This is a genomic window from Mesorhizobium oxytropidicola (assembly GCF_056174625.1).
Genome location: NZ_CM149692.1, coordinates 3278566 through 3295188, shown reverse-complemented (window position 1 = coordinate 3295188; position 16623 = coordinate 3278566). Strand labels below are relative to the sequence as shown.

19 protein-coding genes are annotated in these 16623 nt (G+C 64.2%); 9 read left to right on the top strand and 10 right to left on the bottom strand.

Features of this window, described 5'->3' with window-relative positions; all coding sequences use genetic code 11:
- Positions 1–60 precede the first annotated feature (60 nt).
- The 3 genes from AC0V8S_RS16445 (at position 61) to AC0V8S_RS16435 (ending at position 2566) form a co-directional block, all read left to right on the top strand.
- Positions 61–630, top strand: coding sequence for a TetR/AcrR family transcriptional regulator (locus tag AC0V8S_RS16445; protein ID WP_475438374.1), 570 nt, complete (start codon positions 61–63; stop codon positions 628–630).
- A gap of 104 nt (positions 631–734) precedes the next feature.
- Positions 735–1619 carry an SDR family NAD(P)-dependent oxidoreductase gene (locus AC0V8S_RS16440; RefSeq protein WP_475438639.1) on the top strand — a complete coding sequence of 295 codons (885 nt, stop codon included), beginning with the start codon at positions 735–737 and terminating at the stop codon, positions 1617–1619.
- Positions 1616–2566 (top strand): oxidoreductase, encoded by a 951-nt coding sequence (locus tag AC0V8S_RS16435; protein ID WP_475438373.1) that lies wholly within the window; start codon positions 1616–1618, stop codon positions 2564–2566. Before AC0V8S_RS16440 ends, AC0V8S_RS16435 begins: the two co-directional genes overlap by 4 nt.
- 13 nt (positions 2567–2579) lie before the next feature.
- Here AC0V8S_RS16435 and AC0V8S_RS16430 read toward each other — a convergent pair whose 3' ends face one another.
- The 3 genes from AC0V8S_RS16430 to AC0V8S_RS16420 all read right to left on the bottom strand — a co-directional run bounded on the left by AC0V8S_RS16430 (position 2580) and on the right by AC0V8S_RS16420 (position 4923).
- Positions 2580–3653, bottom strand: coding sequence for a D-alanine--D-alanine ligase family protein (locus tag AC0V8S_RS16430; protein WP_475438372.1), 1074 nt, complete (start codon positions 3651–3653; stop codon positions 2580–2582).
- Positions 3654–3688: 35 nt separating this feature from the next.
- Positions 3689–4306, bottom strand: a complete 618-nt coding sequence (locus tag AC0V8S_RS16425) for a C39 family peptidase (RefSeq protein ID WP_475438371.1) — start codon at positions 4304–4306, stop codon at positions 3689–3691.
- A 101-nt stretch (positions 4307–4407) separates the two neighbouring features.
- Positions 4408–4923 carry a hypothetical protein gene (locus AC0V8S_RS16420; RefSeq protein WP_475438370.1) on the bottom strand — a complete coding sequence of 172 codons (516 nt, stop codon included), beginning with the start codon at positions 4921–4923 and terminating at the stop codon, positions 4408–4410.
- A 441-nt stretch (positions 4924–5364) separates the two neighbouring features.
- On the opposite strand from AC0V8S_RS16420, the gene AC0V8S_RS16415 reads away from it, so the two are divergent.
- Together AC0V8S_RS16415 and AC0V8S_RS16410 are read left to right on the top strand one after the other, a co-directional pair.
- Positions 5365–5619 carry a hypothetical protein gene (locus AC0V8S_RS16415; protein ID WP_244661778.1) on the top strand — a complete coding sequence of 85 codons (255 nt, stop codon included), beginning with the start codon at positions 5365–5367 and terminating at the stop codon, positions 5617–5619.
- Between the two features lie 177 nt (positions 5620–5796).
- Entirely contained in the window at positions 5797–6696 is a 900-nt protein-coding gene (locus AC0V8S_RS16410; RefSeq protein WP_475438369.1) for a protein-L-isoaspartate O-methyltransferase family protein, read from the top strand.
- A 28-nt stretch (positions 6697–6724) separates the two neighbouring features.
- Here the strand turns inward: AC0V8S_RS16410 and AC0V8S_RS16405 are convergent, their stop codons facing one another.
- The 3 genes from AC0V8S_RS16405 to AC0V8S_RS16395 form a co-directional block, all read right to left on the bottom strand.
- A complete protein-coding gene (locus AC0V8S_RS16405; protein ID WP_475438638.1) occupies positions 6725–7894 on the bottom strand; it encodes an aminotransferase-like domain-containing protein in 1170 nt (389 codons plus the stop codon).
- Between the two features lie 163 nt (positions 7895–8057).
- Entirely contained in the window at positions 8058–8510 is a 453-nt protein-coding gene (locus AC0V8S_RS16400; protein WP_183464969.1) for a GNAT family N-acetyltransferase, read from the bottom strand.
- Positions 8511–8873: 363 nt separating this feature from the next.
- Positions 8874–9419 carry an NADAR family protein gene (locus tag AC0V8S_RS16395; protein ID WP_475438368.1) on the bottom strand — a complete coding sequence of 182 codons (546 nt, stop codon included), beginning with the start codon at positions 9417–9419 and terminating at the stop codon, positions 8874–8876.
- On the opposite strand from AC0V8S_RS16395, the gene AC0V8S_RS16390 reads away from it, so the two are divergent.
- Positions 9342–9935 carry a hypothetical protein gene (locus AC0V8S_RS16390; protein ID WP_183465332.1) on the top strand — a complete coding sequence of 198 codons (594 nt, stop codon included), beginning with the start codon at positions 9342–9344 and terminating at the stop codon, positions 9933–9935. The two genes, AC0V8S_RS16395 and AC0V8S_RS16390, sit on opposite strands and share 78 nt — an antisense overlap.
- A gap of 3 nt (positions 9936–9938) precedes the next feature.
- Here the strand turns inward: AC0V8S_RS16390 and AC0V8S_RS16385 are convergent, their stop codons facing one another.
- The gene (locus tag AC0V8S_RS16385; protein WP_475438367.1) at positions 9939–10691 is read right to left on the bottom strand and encodes a pyridoxamine 5'-phosphate oxidase family protein; all 753 of its coding nucleotides are present in this window, start codon (positions 10689–10691) and stop codon (positions 9939–9941) included.
- 35 nt (positions 10692–10726) lie between these two features.
- On the opposite strand from AC0V8S_RS16385, the gene pdxR reads away from it, so the two are divergent.
- Positions 10727–12145 (top strand): MocR-like pyridoxine biosynthesis transcription factor PdxR, encoded by a 1419-nt coding sequence (pdxR, locus tag AC0V8S_RS16380; protein ID WP_244661780.1) that lies wholly within the window; start codon positions 10727–10729, stop codon positions 12143–12145.
- Positions 12146–12372: 227 nt separating this feature from the next.
- Here the strand turns inward: pdxR and AC0V8S_RS16375 are convergent, their stop codons facing one another.
- On the bottom strand, positions 12373–12870 hold the full coding sequence (locus AC0V8S_RS16375) for a hypothetical protein (RefSeq protein WP_475438366.1): 498 nt from the start codon (positions 12868–12870) through the stop codon (positions 12373–12375).
- Positions 12871–12980: 110 nt separating this feature from the next.
- Here AC0V8S_RS16375 and AC0V8S_RS16370 point away from each other — a divergent pair, with 110 nt between their 5' ends.
- Positions 12981–13580 (top strand): DUF922 domain-containing Zn-dependent protease, encoded by a 600-nt coding sequence (locus tag AC0V8S_RS16370; RefSeq protein ID WP_475438637.1) that lies wholly within the window; start codon positions 12981–12983, stop codon positions 13578–13580.
- 6 nt (positions 13581–13586) lie between these two features.
- On the opposite strand, the gene AC0V8S_RS16365 is transcribed toward AC0V8S_RS16370, so the two are convergent.
- On the bottom strand, positions 13587–14120 hold the full coding sequence (locus tag AC0V8S_RS16365) for an RBBP9/YdeN family alpha/beta hydrolase (RefSeq protein WP_183461263.1): 534 nt from the start codon (positions 14118–14120) through the stop codon (positions 13587–13589).
- Between the two features lie 108 nt (positions 14121–14228).
- On the opposite strand from AC0V8S_RS16365, the gene AC0V8S_RS16360 reads away from it, so the two are divergent.
- A complete protein-coding gene (locus AC0V8S_RS16360; protein ID WP_475438365.1) occupies positions 14229–14708 on the top strand; it encodes an Lrp/AsnC family transcriptional regulator in 480 nt (159 codons plus the stop codon).
- Between the two features lie 331 nt (positions 14709–15039).
- On the opposite strand, the gene AC0V8S_RS16355 is transcribed toward AC0V8S_RS16360, so the two are convergent.
- On the bottom strand, positions 15040–16572 hold the full coding sequence (locus AC0V8S_RS16355) for an acid phosphatase (RefSeq protein WP_475438364.1): 1533 nt from the start codon (positions 16570–16572) through the stop codon (positions 15040–15042).
- Positions 16573–16623: the final 51 nt, after the last annotated feature.

The window sequence follows — 16623 nt, the reverse complement described above, 5'->3', positions numbered from 1 at the left end:
CCCTTGACATTTAGTGCTCGCCTCCATAAATGAGTGATCACTCACTCAAACGGTTTGGAAATGGCCCGCCCCCTCAGTGAAGAAAAGCGCGACGCAATCCTGGCATCGGCTACCGCCCTGGTGGCGATGCTTGGAACAGGTGCGGCCACGGCGAAGATCGCCAGGGATGCCGGCCTCTCCGAAGGCACGCTCTTCAATTATTTCGCCAGCAAGGATGAGCTGCTCAACCAGCTCTACCTCGAGATCAAGGCCGATCTCGGCAAGGCGCTGCTGACTTCGTATCCGTCGCAGGCCAGCCTGAGGGAACGCTGCCGCCATGTCTGGAACAACTTCATCGACTGGGGCGCGGAATATCCGATGAAGCGCAAGACCATGCGCCAGCTCAGCGTTTCCGAGCGGATCACCGAGCAGAGCAGGCAGCAGGGCAACGCGGCCTTCGGCGACATCAACGCGATGATCGAGGAAAGCCTTGTCGACGGCGAGCTGAAGGGCTGCTCGATGAATTTTGCCGGAGGCATTTTCGAGGCGCTGGCGGAGACAACGCTCGAATTCATCGCCCAGGATTTACGGCAGCGCGAACACTACAAACAGGCCGGCTTCACCTTCTTCTGGAACGGCATCTCGAAGTAGCGGCCCAGGCACAATCTCAAACGGCACCGAAGCAACCCACCGAAAGACATCATCAATTCAACCGCAAAAATGAGTGACTACTCACTCTTTTATGTGACAACTCCCTGAAAGGACAAGACAATGCCAAAAATCTGGTTGATCACCGGCAGCGCCCGCGGACTCGGGCGCGATATCACCGAGGCGGCCCTTACCGCCGGCGACAGCGTCGTGGCGACCGCCCGCGATGTCACCCGCCTCGCCGATCTCGAAAGCCGCCACCCCGGCAGCTGCGCAGCTTCGCGCTCGATGTCACCGACCCCGCCGCCGCGCAGGCCGCCGTTGACTTCGCGATCAACACGTTCGGCCGCCTCGACGTTCTCGTCAACAATGCCGGCTTCGGCCATATCAGCCCCTTCGAGCAGACCGAAGCGGTCGATTTCCGGGCGCAGATCGACACCAATTTCTACGGCGTCGTCAACCTCACCCGCGCCGCGCTTCCCGCCATGCGCGGCCAGCGTTCGGGCCATATCATCAACATCTCCTCGGTTGGCGGCCGGACGGCCACGCCGGGCCTCAGCGCCTATCAGGCGGCCAAATGGGCGGTGGGCGGTCTCACCGAAGTCCTGGCGCTGGAACTCGCCCCCTTCGGCGTCAAGATCATCTCGGTCGAGCCGGGCGGCATGCGCACCGACTGGGGCGCCACCGCCATGGCCAATGCCCCGGCCTTGCTGCCCGATTATGAGCCAACCGTCGGTGCCGTGCTCGGCATGCTCAAGGCCTATGTCGGCAATGCCATCGGCGACCCGCGCAAGGTTGCCGATGTCGTCGTCGATCTCACCACGCGCGATACGCTGCCCGCCCACCTGATCCTCGGCAGCGACGCCTTGCATGTGTTTGGCCAGGCGGAGGCGGTACGCCAGCAGGCTGCGAAGGAATGGGCGCCGGTCAGTACCTCCATCGATATCGAAGGCGTCGACCTGTCATTCCTGTCGCGGGTGGCCCAGTCATGAGCACCTGGACCACGCATGACATCCCGCCCCAGCATGGACGCAAGGTGGTGATCACCGGCGCGACAGGCGGCCTCGGTTACGAGACCGCTCTGGCGCTCGCGAAGGCCGGTGCGGACGTGCTGATGACCGGACGCAACGAAGCCAAGGGCAAGGATGCGCTGAGCCGCGTCCAGGCTGCGGTTCCTGGTGCTGCCGTGCGCTATGCCCATCTCGACCTTGCCGACCTGGCCTCGGTCGAAGCCTTCGCCGGCCAGCTTGCCGGCGAATGGGAGGCGATCGACCTCCTGGTCAACAATGCCGGCGTGATGACCCCGCCGACGCGCCACGAAACCACCGACGGATTCGAACTGCAGTTCGGCACCAACTATCTCGGCCATTTCGCCCTGACCGGCCGCCTGCTGCCGATGCTGCGCAACGGGAACAAGACGCGCGTCGTCAATCTCAGCAGCGGCGCCCATCGCATCCAGGCGGCGATCCATTTCGACGACCTGCAATGGCGCAAGCGCTACCGGCCCTGGGCGGCTTACGCGCAATCCAAGCTCGCCATGATCCTGTTCGCCTTCGAACTGCAGCGCCGCAGCGATGCCAATGGCTGGGGCCTGCTGAGCAACGCAGCGCATCCCGGCTACGCCCTCACCGACCTGCAGACCAGCGGCCCGCGCCTGGGCCGCAATGGCAGGTCGTCACCCTTCGATTGGCTTGGCGTGCTGCTCGCGCCGGTCCTTTCGCAATCGGCCGCCGCAGGCTCGCTGCCGACGCTGTTCGCCGCGACAGCGCCCGATGCGAAAGCGGGTGGCTACTACGGTCCGCAAGGTCTGTTCGAAATGAAGGGCAAGGTCGGCGAGGCCAGGATCGGCAGGCACGCGCGCGACACCGCTGTCGCTGCAAGGCTGTGGGACGTGTCGCAGGATTTGACCGGCGTGAGGTGGCCGGGTGCGACGGCCTAATGCGGGCTTTGGCTCACCGCGCCCCATGCCTCGCCAGCGCATGCTCGATCAGCACGTCGATGACTTGGCTGTAACCGATGCCTATCGCCGCCAGCGCCTTGGCGTACATGGAAATGTCGGTGAAGCCGGGCAGCGTGTTGACCTCGTTGACCAGCAGGGAACCGTCGGCGCGCAGGAAGAAGTCGACGCGCGCCATGGCCTCGCAGCCGAGCGCCCGGAAAGCCTGCGCGGCCATCTCCGCCGTCCTGGCAACGACATCCGCCGGGACATCGGCGGGCACTTTGACCAGCGCGCCGTCGGCGTCGAGATATTTCGCCTCATAGGTGTAGAAGCCGTGCTTGCCGGCCGGGATGATCTCGCCGGGCAGCGAGACCGTCAGCGAACCATCGGCCCGCTCCAGCACCGAGCACTCGATCTCGCGGCCTTCGACGAACTCCTCGATCAGCGCCTTGCTGTCAAAGCGCAAAGCCGTTTCGACGGCCTGCTCGAAACCATCCCTATCATTCACCTTGCTCACGCCGAAGGACGAGCCCTGGCGCGCCGGCTTGGCGAAGAAAGGCAGCCCAAGCACCCCGGCAATCTCCTGGAACGAACCGACATTGCCTCGATGCACGGTGACGGAGCGGGCGACCGTAAGCCCCGCCTCACGCAGCAGTCGCTTGGCGACGTCCTTGTCCATGGCGGCGGCGGAAGCCAGGATGCCGCAGCCGACATAGGCGACATCGGCGACCTCGGCATAGCCTTGCACCGAACCGTCCTCGCCGAACGGCCCGTGCAGGACGGGGAAGATGACGTCGACAGGGTCAGGCTGCGTCGCACGGTTCGACACCGCCACCAGCCGGCCCTTGCCGCCTGGCAGCAGGGCGACCTCCATGCCATCCTCCGACACCGAAGCCCCTGCCCCATCGCCGCCAACCTCGGACGACGGTTGCAGCAGCCATCTGCCGTCCCTGGTAATGGCGATCGGCACCACCTCGTAGCGCGTCCGGTCGATCGCCTTCAGCACATTGGCCGCCGACAGCCGCGACACGTCATGCTCGGCCGAGCGCCCGCCATAGAGGATGGCGACCCTGATCCTATCCTTCATTGAAAAGTCTTCCCAGTCATCGAAACCCCTCGAAATCAAATGGTGACGGCAATGCCGCGATTGGCAAAGAAACGATCGAAATCGGCTGGCGCCAACACTGCGTTGGCCTGTGTGGCGCTGGTATGGCCGGACGGGTTGTGAAAGCGAAACCCCTCATCCGACGCCGCGGTGACCAGCACCAGATGGCCACCCTTCGACGGCGGTTCGCGCTCTGGCCAGCGGATTGAACTGCTGACCGAAGCGATGAAGAAGCTTGACAGGGCGAGGATCGCCGGAATGTCCGATGTCGCGACATTGGTCATCACCTGCGCTTCCAGGCCGAATTCCGCCTGCACGAAGGTGACGAAGGGCGCGTAGATCAGCCCCTTGATCGAGCCTTCATTGACGACATAGCCGCCATATCCCGTACAGCGTCTCGCCAGTTGGATCGTCGGCACGATCTCGCCGCGCGTCGCCAGGATCATTTTCAGGCACGCCATGCCGCAGACGTTGGCGGCCCAGACCGCATATTCGTCGAGCGTTTCTGCGCCTGAGCCCCGCCACAACGGATCGCGCCTGAGCGCGGCCTCGGCGCCATCGGCGAGCACGGCCAGCGTCATGTCGGGCGTTTCCCACTGGCTGAAAAACGGCACGGCTTCAGGCAACGGGCTCATACGGGTTCTCGGATGCTCGCATCAGTCTCGTATACGAGAATACGAGACTGATGAAAAGCGGCTTAGAGCCTGTCGAAGTTCAATGGTGTGTTGCGCGGCGCCTACTCGGCCTTCGTCCAGCCGAAGACCAGCCAGGCGTATTTCGACTTTTCGTCGGGCTCGGCGGTGTAGGTCATCTGGATGTCGCCGTCCTTGGCGTAGATGTCGAGCCGGGGCACTGTGTCCAGCTTGAGCCATAGCGAGCTCTTGCTGAAGGACCAGGTTCCGCACCAGACGCAGGCGCCCGATCCCGGATCACCGGGCTGATGGAAATTGTAGCGGCCGTCGGCCGTGATCTCGAGATAGTCGAACGCGCCGTAAAACGCGGTCACTGTCTGCTGGAACTCGGTGGCGGTAGCCTCCTGTTCGTGCGTCGGCGCATCGGTCATGTCGCGCGGCGGCCGGATGGCTGAGCCACTGAGCGTCCATTTGCCGACAAAGTCCTTCTCGGTCGGAAGATATTCCTCCTGAGCCCGTGCCGACGAAATATAAGCAACAGATGATATATTAGGCAGACCCGTGGCCCCGACCGCAAGTAGAAGCGCGGCCGCACAGATCGCCCTGGTCGGGTTTTGCATAAAAACCATTCCTCGACGGTAGGGTAATGGATGTCAGTTCGGGAGTTCTATTGAGCAATTTTTTTACGCGCGTTGCCTCGATGCCGATTCCCGCCGTCATTTGCACGGTTAGCATTGGGGCCACCAATCTGGCAACGCAAAGCACCATCCCCCACAAGTCCGGCCGCCGGAGTCTCACCTTGCAAACGAAAGCCCGCCGGGAGGGGGGTTCCGGCGGGCTTTTGGAAAGCTGATTTCCAGCTTTCACATGTCTGACGGGGGATCAGACGTGGTGACAACTTTTATTGACCGCGGAGGTTCCACCCGAAACAAAAGAATGCCAGCGGCTCGTTCAATTCCACGGAATTCAAACGGTAACAGCGATTTCTTTTCGCGGGACCACGTCCCACTGGAACCTTCCACTGCCGGCCGAGTTTTGTGGCGCGGTCGGGAGGACTTGAATTGGACAGTTTTCAGAGGCTCGAAGCGCTTCTCGATAGCGCCGGCGGCGATGGCATCGACGAAGCGAACGCCTTGCTGCGCCGGTTCGAGGGCAAATCGCAGGAAGTGACTGCAGCCATCGACGACTTCATGCTCGACTTCAAGACCTTGGTCTTCGTCGTCGAGGCCGGCGAGGAGGAGTTCGAGAAACCGGTCCGCCAGCTGGCGCGCGCCAGGCTTTCCAGGCTCCGGCAACTGGTGAACGTACCGGCATAGGAAACCTTCGGCAGCGGCTCCATCACGCCGACCGATACGCCCAGCATGGCGGACGTTGACCCTGGCCGTGAACCCCGCCTTTCAGTGACATTACCGAATTGTATGGACCGCCCGATTGTCAAACCGTCGGATCGGGATGATGCTCGGCGGAGCCTGTCAGCCGCCCGGTACGCTGCCATGAAGGATCGACAGATGCGCATCGAGGTCAGGGGCAAGCGCTTGCGCATGGACCGCCGGCAAGTCCTGCTCGGCATCGCCGGCACGCTGCTGGCCATGGCCAATGTGCCTGAACCCTATGATCCCGACGCCATGCCGCCGATGGACAGCCGCGCCGGCTTCATCGACTGGATGAAGAAGAACCGGGGCGAGGATGCCGGCTTCCTCGGCCAGCGCTGGGACCGCTTCCAGGCCCTGCTCGCCCACAAGGATGTCTGGGACCAGCGCGACAAGCGCGCCTATCTGATGACGCCGCGCGAGGAGTTCGTCACCAAGGCCAATCTCGGCCGCGCCTATGAATGGCACTATCTCGATATCGGCTATGGCGTGACAATCACCGGTCCGCACAGCGTCGCGCGCATGACCAATTCGCTGGAGATAAAACCCGGCGACAAGGTGCTGGAGATCGGCACCGGCTCGGGCTACCAGTCGGCCTATCTGTCGAACCTCACCGACAAGGTGTTCTCGATCGAGATCATCAAGCTGCTGGCGGCAAGGACGCGCGCGCTGTACGACGCGCTGATCGCCAGGGGCTATTCCGAGTACAAGGCGATCGCCACCCGCAACGCCGACGGCTATTATGGCTGGCAGGAGGAGGCGCCGTTCGACAAGATCATCGTCACCTGCGGCATCGACCACATCCCGCCGCCGCTGCTGCAGCAGCTGAAGCCGAACGGCATGATGGTCATCCCGGTCGGCCCGCCCGGCGCCCAGCATGTGCTGAAAGTCACCAAGCATCAGGAAGCGGACGGAACGTTCCAGGTCACGCGCGCCGACATCTACAATGGCGGCACGCTGTCCTTCGTGCCCTTCACCAAGCTCGAAGGCGAAGCCATCAAGGGCACGCACAACGGCCCCTGAACCTCTACCCTCTCCGGGGGCGGCGAGTTTACCCCTTCAACAGGGCAGCCAGCCGTGGAATGCCCTCGGTCACCGCGCGACGGTCGGCCAGCGTGAAGGATAGCCGCAGCGTGTTGCGTCCGGTGCCGTCGGCGTAAAAAGCATTGCCGGGCACGAAGGCGACGCGTGCCTCTTTCACCGAGCGTGCCAGGAGTTCGGTGGCGTCGGCCCCTTCCGGCAGCGTCGCCCAGACGAACATGCCGCCTTCCGGGCGGCTCCAGGTCACGCCGTCAGGCATGTTGGCTTCGAGTGCGCCAAGCAGGCCGTCGCGGCGCTCGCGATAAGCCCCGATCAGCTTGTCCACCTGGCCTTCGAACACGGATTCGGCGACGCGGTGCATCACCAGCTGGTTGATCGACGGGCTGTGCAGGTCGGACGCCTGCTTCATCAGCACCAGTTTTTCCACCACATGGCGCGGCGCGCAGACCCAGCCGACGCGCATGCCCGGCGACAGGATTTTCGAGAACGAACCGCAATAGAGCGTGCGCGCCTTGTCGATGCCGCCGGAGCGCGCGCAGTCGAGCGCCAGGATCGGCGGCACGCCCTCGCCGTCATAACGCAGCGCCCGATAGGCGGCGTCCTCGATGACGGCGATGTCGAGTTCGCCGGCAAGATCGAGCACCGCCTCGCGCTGTTGTTTGCCCAGCGTGTTGCCGGTCGGGTTGGCGAAATCGGGCACCAGATAGGCGAACTTGACCTTGCCGCCATTCGCGGCTGCCGCCGCGCGATAGGCATCGGGCGTCATGTTGCCGCCCTCGGGCCGCAGCCGGTCATAACGCGGCTCATAGGCGTTGAAGGCCTGCAGCGCGCCGAGATAGGTCGGCCATGTCACCAGCGCGGTGTCATTGGGCGACAGGGACAGTTTGCCCAGATAATCCAGCGCCTGCTGCGAGCCGGAGGTGATGAAGATGTTGGCCTCGTCGCAGGCGACGCCGAGCTTGCCCATCTGCCCGGCGATCCAGCGCCGCAGCGGCAGATAGCCTTCCGACACCTGGTACTGCAGGGCAGCTCCCGCCTCCGCGCCGCCCAGCACCTCGGCATAGGCATCGCGGATCGCATCGGCCGGAAACAGCGCCGGATCGGGAATGCCGCCGGCGAAGGAGATGATGTCAGGCTGGTCGAGCAGCTTCAAGAGCTCGCGGATTTCGGAGGCTTTCATGCGCGACGAGCGCGAAGCCAACAGGTTCAAAAGGGTCAAGTCACGCCTCCCCGGACGATTTTCATATAGGTCAATGTAGCTGACCTATATCCGCTTTGTCAGGCAATTTGAATAGTGCCTGAAGCTCTTGCGGTATACGCCAGTCGCTGCGGGGGCGGAACGCCTACAGTGCTTTCTTGTAGCCAAGATGGCTGCCGGTGAAGCCGAGGCTGTCATAGAAGCGGTGCGCGTCCGCCCGCCCCTTGTCGGTGGTAAGCTGGACGAGACTGCAGCCGCGCGCCCGGCACTGATCGATCGCCCATTGGAACATCAGCCGGCCGATGCCGCCCGAGCGCCGATGGCCGGCGACCCGCACCGCCTCGATCTGCCCGCGCCAGGCGCCCTTGCGCGACAGCCCGGCGAGGAAGGTGATCTGCAACGTACCGATCACCTCGCCGCCATCCACGGCCACCGCCAGCAGCTGGTTGGGATCGGCATCGATGGCGTCGAAGGCATCGACATAGCCCTGCGCCAGCGGCAAGGAGGCATCCTCGCGGGCAGCACCCAGCGGATCGTCGGCGAGCATCGCGACGATGGCCGGCAGGTCGGAGGCTTGCGCCTTGCGGAAGGTGATCATGGTGCCGGGATAGCGCGCGGCGGTGGTGGCGGCAATGCGGTATCGAGACGACAGCCTTTGGACGCCAAGCCGATGGCGGTAAACCGGCGAAAGTAGGCGCCGCCCCTCATCTGCCTGCCGGCATCCTCTCCCCGTAAACGGGGCGAGGGACGCTCTTGTCACCGATTTCGCCAATCGCCAACGTTGCGGAAAAGGCGCCGGCGTTACGGCCAGCCCCTTTCGCCCCGTTTACGGGGAGAAATGTCCGGCAGGACAATGAGGGGCGGCGCCGACCTCGCAAGCATGGCGCCCTCCATGCAGGCCTGCGTCCAGCGCCGGATCAGTTCCTCGCCCTCGACACAGCCGACCAGCTTCGGCCATTGTTCAACGCAATCGGTCGCGTGCCTGCATCAGCGCAAACCCCAGGAGGTTGTCGCCCCGCCACAAAAGCGGGTTCGCGGCTTTCTGGTCGTCGGCGGCCAGCCCGATGCCCCACACACGGTCCATCGGGCTCGCCTCGACCAGAACCTGCTCGCCGGTCGACAGCAGATATGTGCGCAGGGCGGCGTTCTGCCGGAATTTCTCGAAACTCCCCTCGCCTACGATGCGCCGCTTTTCGGCGTCCCATCTGGCTTCGTCGAAACCGCGCACCTGCCGGCCGAACTGCTTTGCCTGCTTCGGGCTTCCCGCCTGCAGGATCTGCGCGGCCGTCTCGTCATCGCCGAACAGCCGCGCCTTCTCGGCCATCATCCGATGTTCCGCTGTTGGATAGCTCCGCCCCGCCATTGTAAAGGGCGCCTGCCACCACTGGCTGAAACAGGACGCGGTGATGCTGCCGTCCTTGGAGGGCTGATGTCCCCAGAAGAACAGGAACTTGAGCCGGGATTTTGCCCGGAAGGCGTCTTCGAGTGCGGAACGATCGTAAATCATGGGTGCGACAGAACAGAGCCGGCGGGTGACTTGTCAATACAGATCGCTATGGTCCGCATTGCTCTCGTCATGGCACTACCGGTATCAGTACGACCTCACGAACAACGGCCTGCAATTATGAGCCAATCAGCCCGGATCGAAATCGAAGGCACCTCCCTGGAGGACCTGCGCACCATGCCACATGCAGACCAGGACGCACTTCTGGCCTTCGGTCGGCCTATCTCGTTCACCATGGGCAGCGCCACCGTGCTCGCCGAATTCAACCGGCGCGACGGCACGCTGCTGGTCAACCTTGCCCATATCGACGGTGGCGGCGAAGGCGTTCTGCTCGTCCTTTGGAAGCATACCCGCGCCTTTGCCATCGAACGACAGTTCAGCACAGTCCGCTGGAATGTGCATGCCGCCACATGCGCCAAGCCCAATCCGCGTCTGCAACGTTTCCTTCGCACCCATGAGTTCGCCGAGATCGACGATCCGGATTACGGCCGCATCTTCGTGCGAACCCAGCGGCTTTGATCGCTAAACTTCGCCCTCATACACCCTCTGCGCCTGCATCAACGCCGCATCCAGCCTCTCGCCCTCTGCATAACCATCCAAATTCCCCGGCCGCTCGATGCCGGGCAAGATCCTTGGACACGGCTCGGCCGCGCCAATCACTGTCCGCACTGGGATGACTCCGGCCCACACCGGGTGGCCATAATCTTCCTCATCGTCGGCGACGCCCTTGGCGCGCACCTTGGCCGATGCCTCTTCGATGCGCATGCCGATCACCGTCGTCGCCTTGGCTTCCTGCGCCGAGATCGGCCGCAAGGTTTCGCTGCGGCCGGGGTAGAAGCGGTCGACGACGCCGGCCAGCGCCTTCATCTTGTCTTCCGGCTCGTCGATAATCCGCGCGGTGCCAAAACACATTGCCGAGCGGTAGTTGGCGGAATGGTTGAAGCCGGTGCGCGCCAGCACCAGCCCATCGAGATGCGACACGGTGAGACAGGCCGGCGTGCCGCCGCGCAGCTGGCGCAGCATGCGGCTGGCCGACGAGCCGTGCCAGTAGAGCATGTCGCCCTCGCGCCAATGGATGGTCGGCGTGCAATAGGGCTGGCCGTCGAACGTGTAGGCGACGTGGCACAGCAGCCCGGCATCCAGCACCGCGAAGACGGCCTCGTGGTCATAGCTGCCGCGCTCATGCAGGCGCTTGACCCGGTTGCGGCTGGTGGTCGGAAAGCTGGCGGCGACGTCGTTCACGGCTTGCATCCTCAATTGTTGTCTGGCAACCATGCGCCATGACATTGGTCGACAAAAGGACCAATCCAATGGATAAAAATCAGACCAATATGCCGGATTGGTCGGCGCTGATCCCGGTTCTGCCGGGCGACGGCCCGCGCAGCCGCGAGCTTTATGCGGCACTGCGGCGGCTGATCGAGACCGGCGCGCTGCCCGCCGGCGCCAAATTTCCGACCACCCGCGATCTTGCCCGGCGTTTCGGCCTGTCGCGCTCGGCTGCGGTCGCCTGTTTCGAAATGCTGATCTCGGAAGGCTTTGCAACAGCCAAGGTCGGCGCCGGCACCTTCGTCGCGCCCAATGTGCCGCATCTGCCGGTGACGCTGATGAAGCCGCGCCCGCCGGAGATCGATGTTGCCACGTCGCTGCCTTGCGGTCTCGGCGTCGCGGTGTCCGACCCGCGCACGCTTGATGTGTTCCGCATCCTTCTGTCGCGCCACCTCGCCCGCCCCGCGCCTGAGCATTTCCGCTATGGCGATCCGCGCGGCGGCCTGCCGCTGCGCACCGCGATTGCCACGTATCTCAGGACAGCCCGCGGCGTACGCTGCGACGCCGGCCAGATCGTGCTGACTTCGGGGACACAGCAAGGGCTCGATCTGCTGGCACGCGCGGCGCTGCGTCCCAGCGACGCCGTGTGGATCGAAAACCCTTGTTACCTCATGGCGCACGCCGTGCTGGCCGGCAGCGGCGCCAGGATCATTGGCGTACCGGTCGATGCCGAAGGGCTCGATCCCGAAATCGGCGAAAGCCTTTGCCCGAACGCACGCGCGGCCTATGTCACGCCCTCGCACCAATATCCGCTCGGCGTGACGATGACGATGCGCCGTCGCCTTGCCCTGCTCGACTGGGCGCGGCGAAACGAGGCCTGGATCATCGAGGACGATTACGACAGCGAGTTCCGCTATGCCGGCCCGCCGCTGACCTCGCTGCAAGGCATGGATGGCGCGAACCGCGTCGCCTATCTCGGCACCTTCTCCAAAGTGCTCTTCCCCGGCCTGCGCATCGGCTATGTCGTGGTGCCGGAGCCGCTGCTCGATGCCGTGATGGCGGTCCGCGCACGCTCCGACCGCTACCCCTCGACACTGGCCGAAGGCGCCCTGACCGATCTCTTGAACGAAGGCCATTTCGCCGCCCATCTCAGACGCGTGCGACGTCGTGTGCAAGCCGCGCGCGACGTGCTGGTGGCCGGCCTCGAAGCGCATTGCGGCGATAGGCTCGACGTGACGGTCCCCGAACAGGGGCTGCATCTGATGGCCATGCTGAAGGGCGGCGGGCTGGACACGGCAATTGTCGAAGCGGCAAAAGCGGTGGGCGTCGGCGCCCGGGCCTTGTCCGCCATGTTTGTCGAGGGGGCGCCGAAGCATGGGCTGGTGCTGGGCTTTTCCGGGTTTTCGGATGCGGAATTGATGGGGGCGACGGTTCGGCTGGGCGGGTGCTTCGGCATTGAGTGACAATGGGCGAGCACAGTGCTGCCCCTCATCCGCCTGCCGGCACCTTCTCCCCGTATAGTGACGGGGAGAAGAATGCTGTCGCAAGCCTCGGCGCCTCTTCTGCGACGCTGACAATTGGCGAAATCTGCGATGACAGCCCCTTTCTCCCCGTCACTATACGGGAGAAAATGCCCGGCAGGGCAATGAGGGGCAGCGCAAACGGTCGAAGCCAGGCTCCTGGAACGCCCTCAATCCGCATCACCGGCAGGTTTCGCCTTGCCGCATTGCGCCAGCACCTTGCCGATAGCCCCGCTCGAGCCCTTCAGCGGAAAACTGTTCGCGCCATATTTGGCCGCGCTGACCGACACATCCCCCTTCGAACGTAACAAATCCAGCAGCGGATCGGCTTTCGCCAAATCCACCGTGAAATAACCGTACATTTCCTCGAGCTGCAGCGTCTTGGTCACCGTCTTGCCGTCGGCCTTGAAGTCGAAAGCGCCGCTGATGCCGGGCTCCAGCTGCTGGCCGCTCGCACCGAGATCGTAGCTCAGCACCGGCGTGTCGAAACAGGCCAGCATGAGATGCGCATCGCCCTTCGGTCCACCGCAGACCGAGGCGGTCAGCACGCTGCCGCCCTCGTCTTCCTCCATCTTGGCGCTCCAGCCGCCGCAGGACGCGGCAAAGGCCGGCTGCGCGGCCTGCAATGCGGCCACGGCACCGGCGACGACGAGATAGCGAACTTTCATGACTTCCCCTCCGACAATTGCAGCACCCGTCGGCAGCATATAGGAAAAGCGATCCCGTGACATTGCCCGTTGCGGCAAGGTCGTATGATCCGGGTTTGGAGAGAGCGGTGTTGAGAGCCTGCGTTCGTCTGTGTTTTCTGCTGGCCGCCCTGGTGGCCTTGCCGCTCACAGCCCATGCCGAATGGAAGCCGGTCGAAAAGGTCGAGACCTATGCCATTTCGGGTCAGTCGGGACCGGAACTCTACCGCTCGATCGGCCAGAACGGGCCGAATGTCGGCATTACCCGCGCCATCGCCTACACCAATTTCAAGCTGACCTGGGGGGTCAGGGACTACAAGCCCAGAGGCAAGGACTGCGTGCTGACCGCTGGGAAGCCGAAACTGGTCATCACCTACACCTTGCCAAGCCCTTCCGCGCCGCTGCCACCGGCCGTCCAGAAGAACTGGGAGGTGTTCATCGCCGGCGTCAGCGCCCATGAGAAGGTGCACGGCGCCAGCATGATACAGATGGTCCACGACATCGAAGCCGCGACAGACGGGCTGACCGTCGCCGACGATCCCAAATGCAGCAAGACCAGGGCCGAGGTGGTCCGTCGGCTCGACGCGATCTCGAAGGCGAGGATACAGGCCAGCCGCGATTTCGACCGCGTCGAGTTCGGCCAGGGGGGCAATCTGCAAAAACTCATTCTTGCCCTCGTGAATGGCGGCTGAGCGCCTTCAGGCCTCGGACGCCAGACCCTCGAGTAGCGCAAGACCTTCCGGCCAATCGCCCTGGCCGCTATCGGCATTGATGTGGCCGAACGGCCCGATGACGACCAGGCGGCTGCCCCATTGCGTCGCCCGCGCCTGCGCATACTCCGCCGAGCCATAGGGGTCGTCGGTGCTGGTCACCACCAGCGAGGCAAAGCGCAACCGACCCTCGGGAATTCCGGCGAAAGCCATGCCATATCCGGGAAAGACCGCCGACGCCGGATCGGGAACGGCGACCAGCAAAGCCGCCTTGACCGGCCTTTGCGAAATCTTCTGCCAGTGCGCGATCAGCAGGCAGGACAGGCTGTGCGCGACCAGCACCGGCGGCTCCGGCGCCGCGATCACGGCAGCCTCCAGCGCCGCCAGCCAGTCGGTGAAATCGGGCAGGTCCCAGCTTGACGGCTGGAAGCGCCGCATCGCCGGATTGGCGCTTTCCCAGCGCGATTGCCAATGCGCCGGACCAGAACCGCCGCTCCCCGGCAGGATGATGAAATGCGTCATGTCGCCTTGCTCCTATCGATTGATGGGGCATGGTGGCGTCTTGCACTGGCATCGAGAATGGGAAACGATCGGAAAAATCACGTCCTTGCCGATGGATTCAAGGTGACCATGAAGACCAGCGATGAGCGCACGCCGCTCGACCCGACCGACATAGCCATCATCGAGGCCATGCAGGAGAACGGCCGCATCGGCATATCCGAGCTTGGCCGGCGGGTCGGCCTGTCGCAGCCGGCCACCTCCGAGCGGGTCAAGCGGCTGGAGGAGCGCGGCATCATTGCCGGCTACACCGCGGTGATCGATCCCGCAGGCCTTGGCCTCGGCATGATGGCGATCATCCGCGTGCGCACCACGCATGAGCACATCCGCCCCTGCCTGAAGCAGTTCGCCGAAATGCCCGAGATTTCCGAGGTGCACCGGCTGACCGGCGAGGACTGCTTCATCCTGAAAGTGGTCGTGCCCTCGCCCGCCCACCTTGAAACCATCGTCGACGCCGTGGCGCGCCATGGCGCGGTCACCACGGCACTGGTGCTGCGCAGCGAGACGCCGAAGCCGATCGGCCGTGAGCTGATCCGCAGATCAGGCGGTTAGATGGTTTGAGACGTTTACCCAGCACGTACCCCACCTCACCCCTCCCAACACGGAAGAGAGGAAGGGCGGCGGGGTTGGCGAACGCGCGCCTTTCCTCTCCCCCGTCGATCGGGGGAGAGGTGGCTCGGCGAAGCCCAGACGGAGTGGGGGTCGACCTGGCTCGGCCGCTGTTATTTCAAGCCGGGGCGATATCTCGCTGTGACTGAGGCCTGGGTGTCAGCGGCAGCGCGTTTGAGAGATGGCTTCCCCCACTCCGTCGCTGCTTAGCAGCGCCACCTCTCCCCCCTCCGGAGGGAGAGGAAAGGTGCCAAGACCGGCGAACCAGCGCAGCCTACCGGCTCAGATCAAGCGCCGCACTCAGATCCCCCATCGGCGGCTCGCCATTGGCGGCCAGCGCCTTGTCGCGGGCGACTATGCCCGAGAGTACCGGAAGGTCGTAGCGCGCGGTGATGAAGCGCAGGATCGACGTCGTGTCATATTGCGTGTGGTCGACCGTGCCCATTTTCGCATAGGGCGAGATGATGAAGGTCGGGATGCGGTTGCCCGGACCCCAGCGGTCGGCCTTGGGCGGCGCGACGTGGTCCCAGTAGCCGCCATTCTCGTCATAGGTGACGACCACCAGCATGTGGCTCCATTGCGGGCTCTTCTCCAGATGTGCGACGAGGTCGGCCAGATGCTGGTCGCCCGATGTCACGTCGGCATAGCCTGAGTGCTCGTTGAGATTGCCTTGCGGCTTGTAGAAGCTGACAGAAGGCAGTTTGCCGTCGTCGATCGCCTTGATGAATTCGGCGCCGTCCAGTCCGCCATCCCTGAGGTGCTCGGTCCGCGCGGCAGTGCCCGGCGCATAGGCCGCGAAATAGTTGAACGGCTGGTGGTGGAACTGGAAGTTCGGCACCGGTGTCGCGTTCTTGCCGTCGAGCGCGGCCTGCCAGGCGCCGGCATACCAGGCCCAGTCGATCCCCTTCAGCGACATGAGGTCGCCGATGGTGATGTCGTGCTGCGGCGGCAGCGTCGTCGGCTGCGTCGGATCGGCCAGCGCCTTGTCGCCGCCCTCGACCGGCTTGTTGGCGCTCGGCTGGTACGGCGGCTGCATGGTGTTGACGGCGTGGAAGTCGGGCGTGATGGCGCCGTCATTGACGAATTTCGGCGCACCGCCAAGTGCCGAGGCCGGCGAATTGTCGGCGACTTTCAGCGTCTTGCCATCGGCCTCGACGACGGCGATCTGCGCCTTCACGGGGCTGGTGTCGGCATGCGGATAGACCGGCGCGCAGGCGCAGGCGAGCATGATGTGATTGAGGAAGGAGCCGCCAAAGGCACCTTGGAAGAAATTATCGGCGAGAACGTACTTCTTCGCCACCACCCACATCGGCAAGCCGGAGCCGTCATAATGGCCCATCACCAGGCCGCCGGAATCGGCCCAGGCGGCAAACTTGTCATTTTTCCCGCCATCGATCTGCATCTGCTCCTGGTAGAAGCGATGCCAGAGGTCGCGCGTGATGACGGAGGTCTTCTCGTTGAAGCCGCTGGCGTCGTCGATGGCGAAGCTGGCATTGGCAAGATGCGCCGACTGTGCCTCGGTTACCACGGGCGTCACCCCCTTGGCGGTCAGCCCGCCCCAGGCCGGCGGCAGTTCGGCAAGCGGCTTGCCGTCGCGGTCGAGTTGGCGCGCCTGATCGGCCGAGACGTTGGCCAGCCCATTGGCGCCGGGGAAGCCGCCATAGAGATTGTCGAAGCTGCGGTTCTCGGCATAGATGACGACGACGGTGTCGATCTTGTCGTAGCCGGGAGGGGCGGCGTTGGCAGCGGTGACGACCGATACCAAGGCCGTGCTGGCCAGGAAAAGCGAAGTGAGAAGCCGCGTCATGAAAATCCTCATGGCTAAGGGGATGGCTGGAGGCGTCGTGCATGGCGGGGA

Bases quoted from the DNA above. Each gene is read 5' to 3' on its own strand.
- AC0V8S_RS16445 (WP_475438374.1), top strand. From the start codon at position 61: ATGGCCCGCCCCCTCAGTGAAGAAAAGCGCGACGCAATCCTGGCATCG.
- AC0V8S_RS16435 (WP_475438373.1), top strand. From the start codon at position 1,616: ATGAGCACCTGGACCACGCATGACATCCCGCCCCAGCATGGACGCAAG.
- AC0V8S_RS16430 (WP_475438372.1), bottom strand. From the start codon at position 3,653: ATGAAGGATAGGATCAGGGTCGCCATCCTCTATGGCGGGCGCTCGGCC.
- AC0V8S_RS16425 (WP_475438371.1), bottom strand. From the start codon at position 4,306: ATGAGCCCGTTGCCTGAAGCCGTGCCGTTTTTCAGCCAGTGGGAAACG.
- AC0V8S_RS16420 (WP_475438370.1), bottom strand. From the start codon at position 4,923: ATGCAAAACCCGACCAGGGCGATCTGTGCGGCCGCGCTTCTACTTGCG.
- AC0V8S_RS16410 (WP_475438369.1), top strand. From the start codon at position 5,797: ATGAAGGATCGACAGATGCGCATCGAGGTCAGGGGCAAGCGCTTGCGC.
- AC0V8S_RS16405 (WP_475438638.1), bottom strand. From the start codon at position 7,894: ATGAAAGCCTCCGAAATCCGCGAGCTCTTGAAGCTGCTCGACCAGCCT.
- AC0V8S_RS16400 (WP_183464969.1), bottom strand. From the start codon at position 8,510: ATGATCACCTTCCGCAAGGCGCAAGCCTCCGACCTGCCGGCCATCGTC.
- AC0V8S_RS16390 (WP_183465332.1), top strand. From the start codon at position 9,342: ATGTCCCCAGAAGAACAGGAACTTGAGCCGGGATTTTGCCCGGAAGGC.
- AC0V8S_RS16395 (WP_475438368.1), bottom strand. From the start codon at position 9,419: ATGATTTACGATCGTTCCGCACTCGAAGACGCCTTCCGGGCAAAATCC.
- AC0V8S_RS16385 (WP_475438367.1), bottom strand. From the start codon at position 10,691: ATGGTTGCCAGACAACAATTGAGGATGCAAGCCGTGAACGACGTCGCC.
- pdxR (WP_244661780.1), top strand. From the start codon at position 10,727: ATGGATAAAAATCAGACCAATATGCCGGATTGGTCGGCGCTGATCCCG.
- AC0V8S_RS16375 (WP_475438366.1), bottom strand. From the start codon at position 12,870: ATGAAAGTTCGCTATCTCGTCGTCGCCGGTGCCGTGGCCGCATTGCAG.
- AC0V8S_RS16365 (WP_183461263.1), bottom strand. From the start codon at position 14,120: ATGACGCATTTCATCATCCTGCCGGGGAGCGGCGGTTCTGGTCCGGCG.
- AC0V8S_RS16360 (WP_475438365.1), top strand. From the start codon at position 14,229: ATGAAGACCAGCGATGAGCGCACGCCGCTCGACCCGACCGACATAGCC.
- AC0V8S_RS16355 (WP_475438364.1), bottom strand. From the start codon at position 16,572: ATGACGCGGCTTCTCACTTCGCTTTTCCTGGCCAGCACGGCCTTGGTA.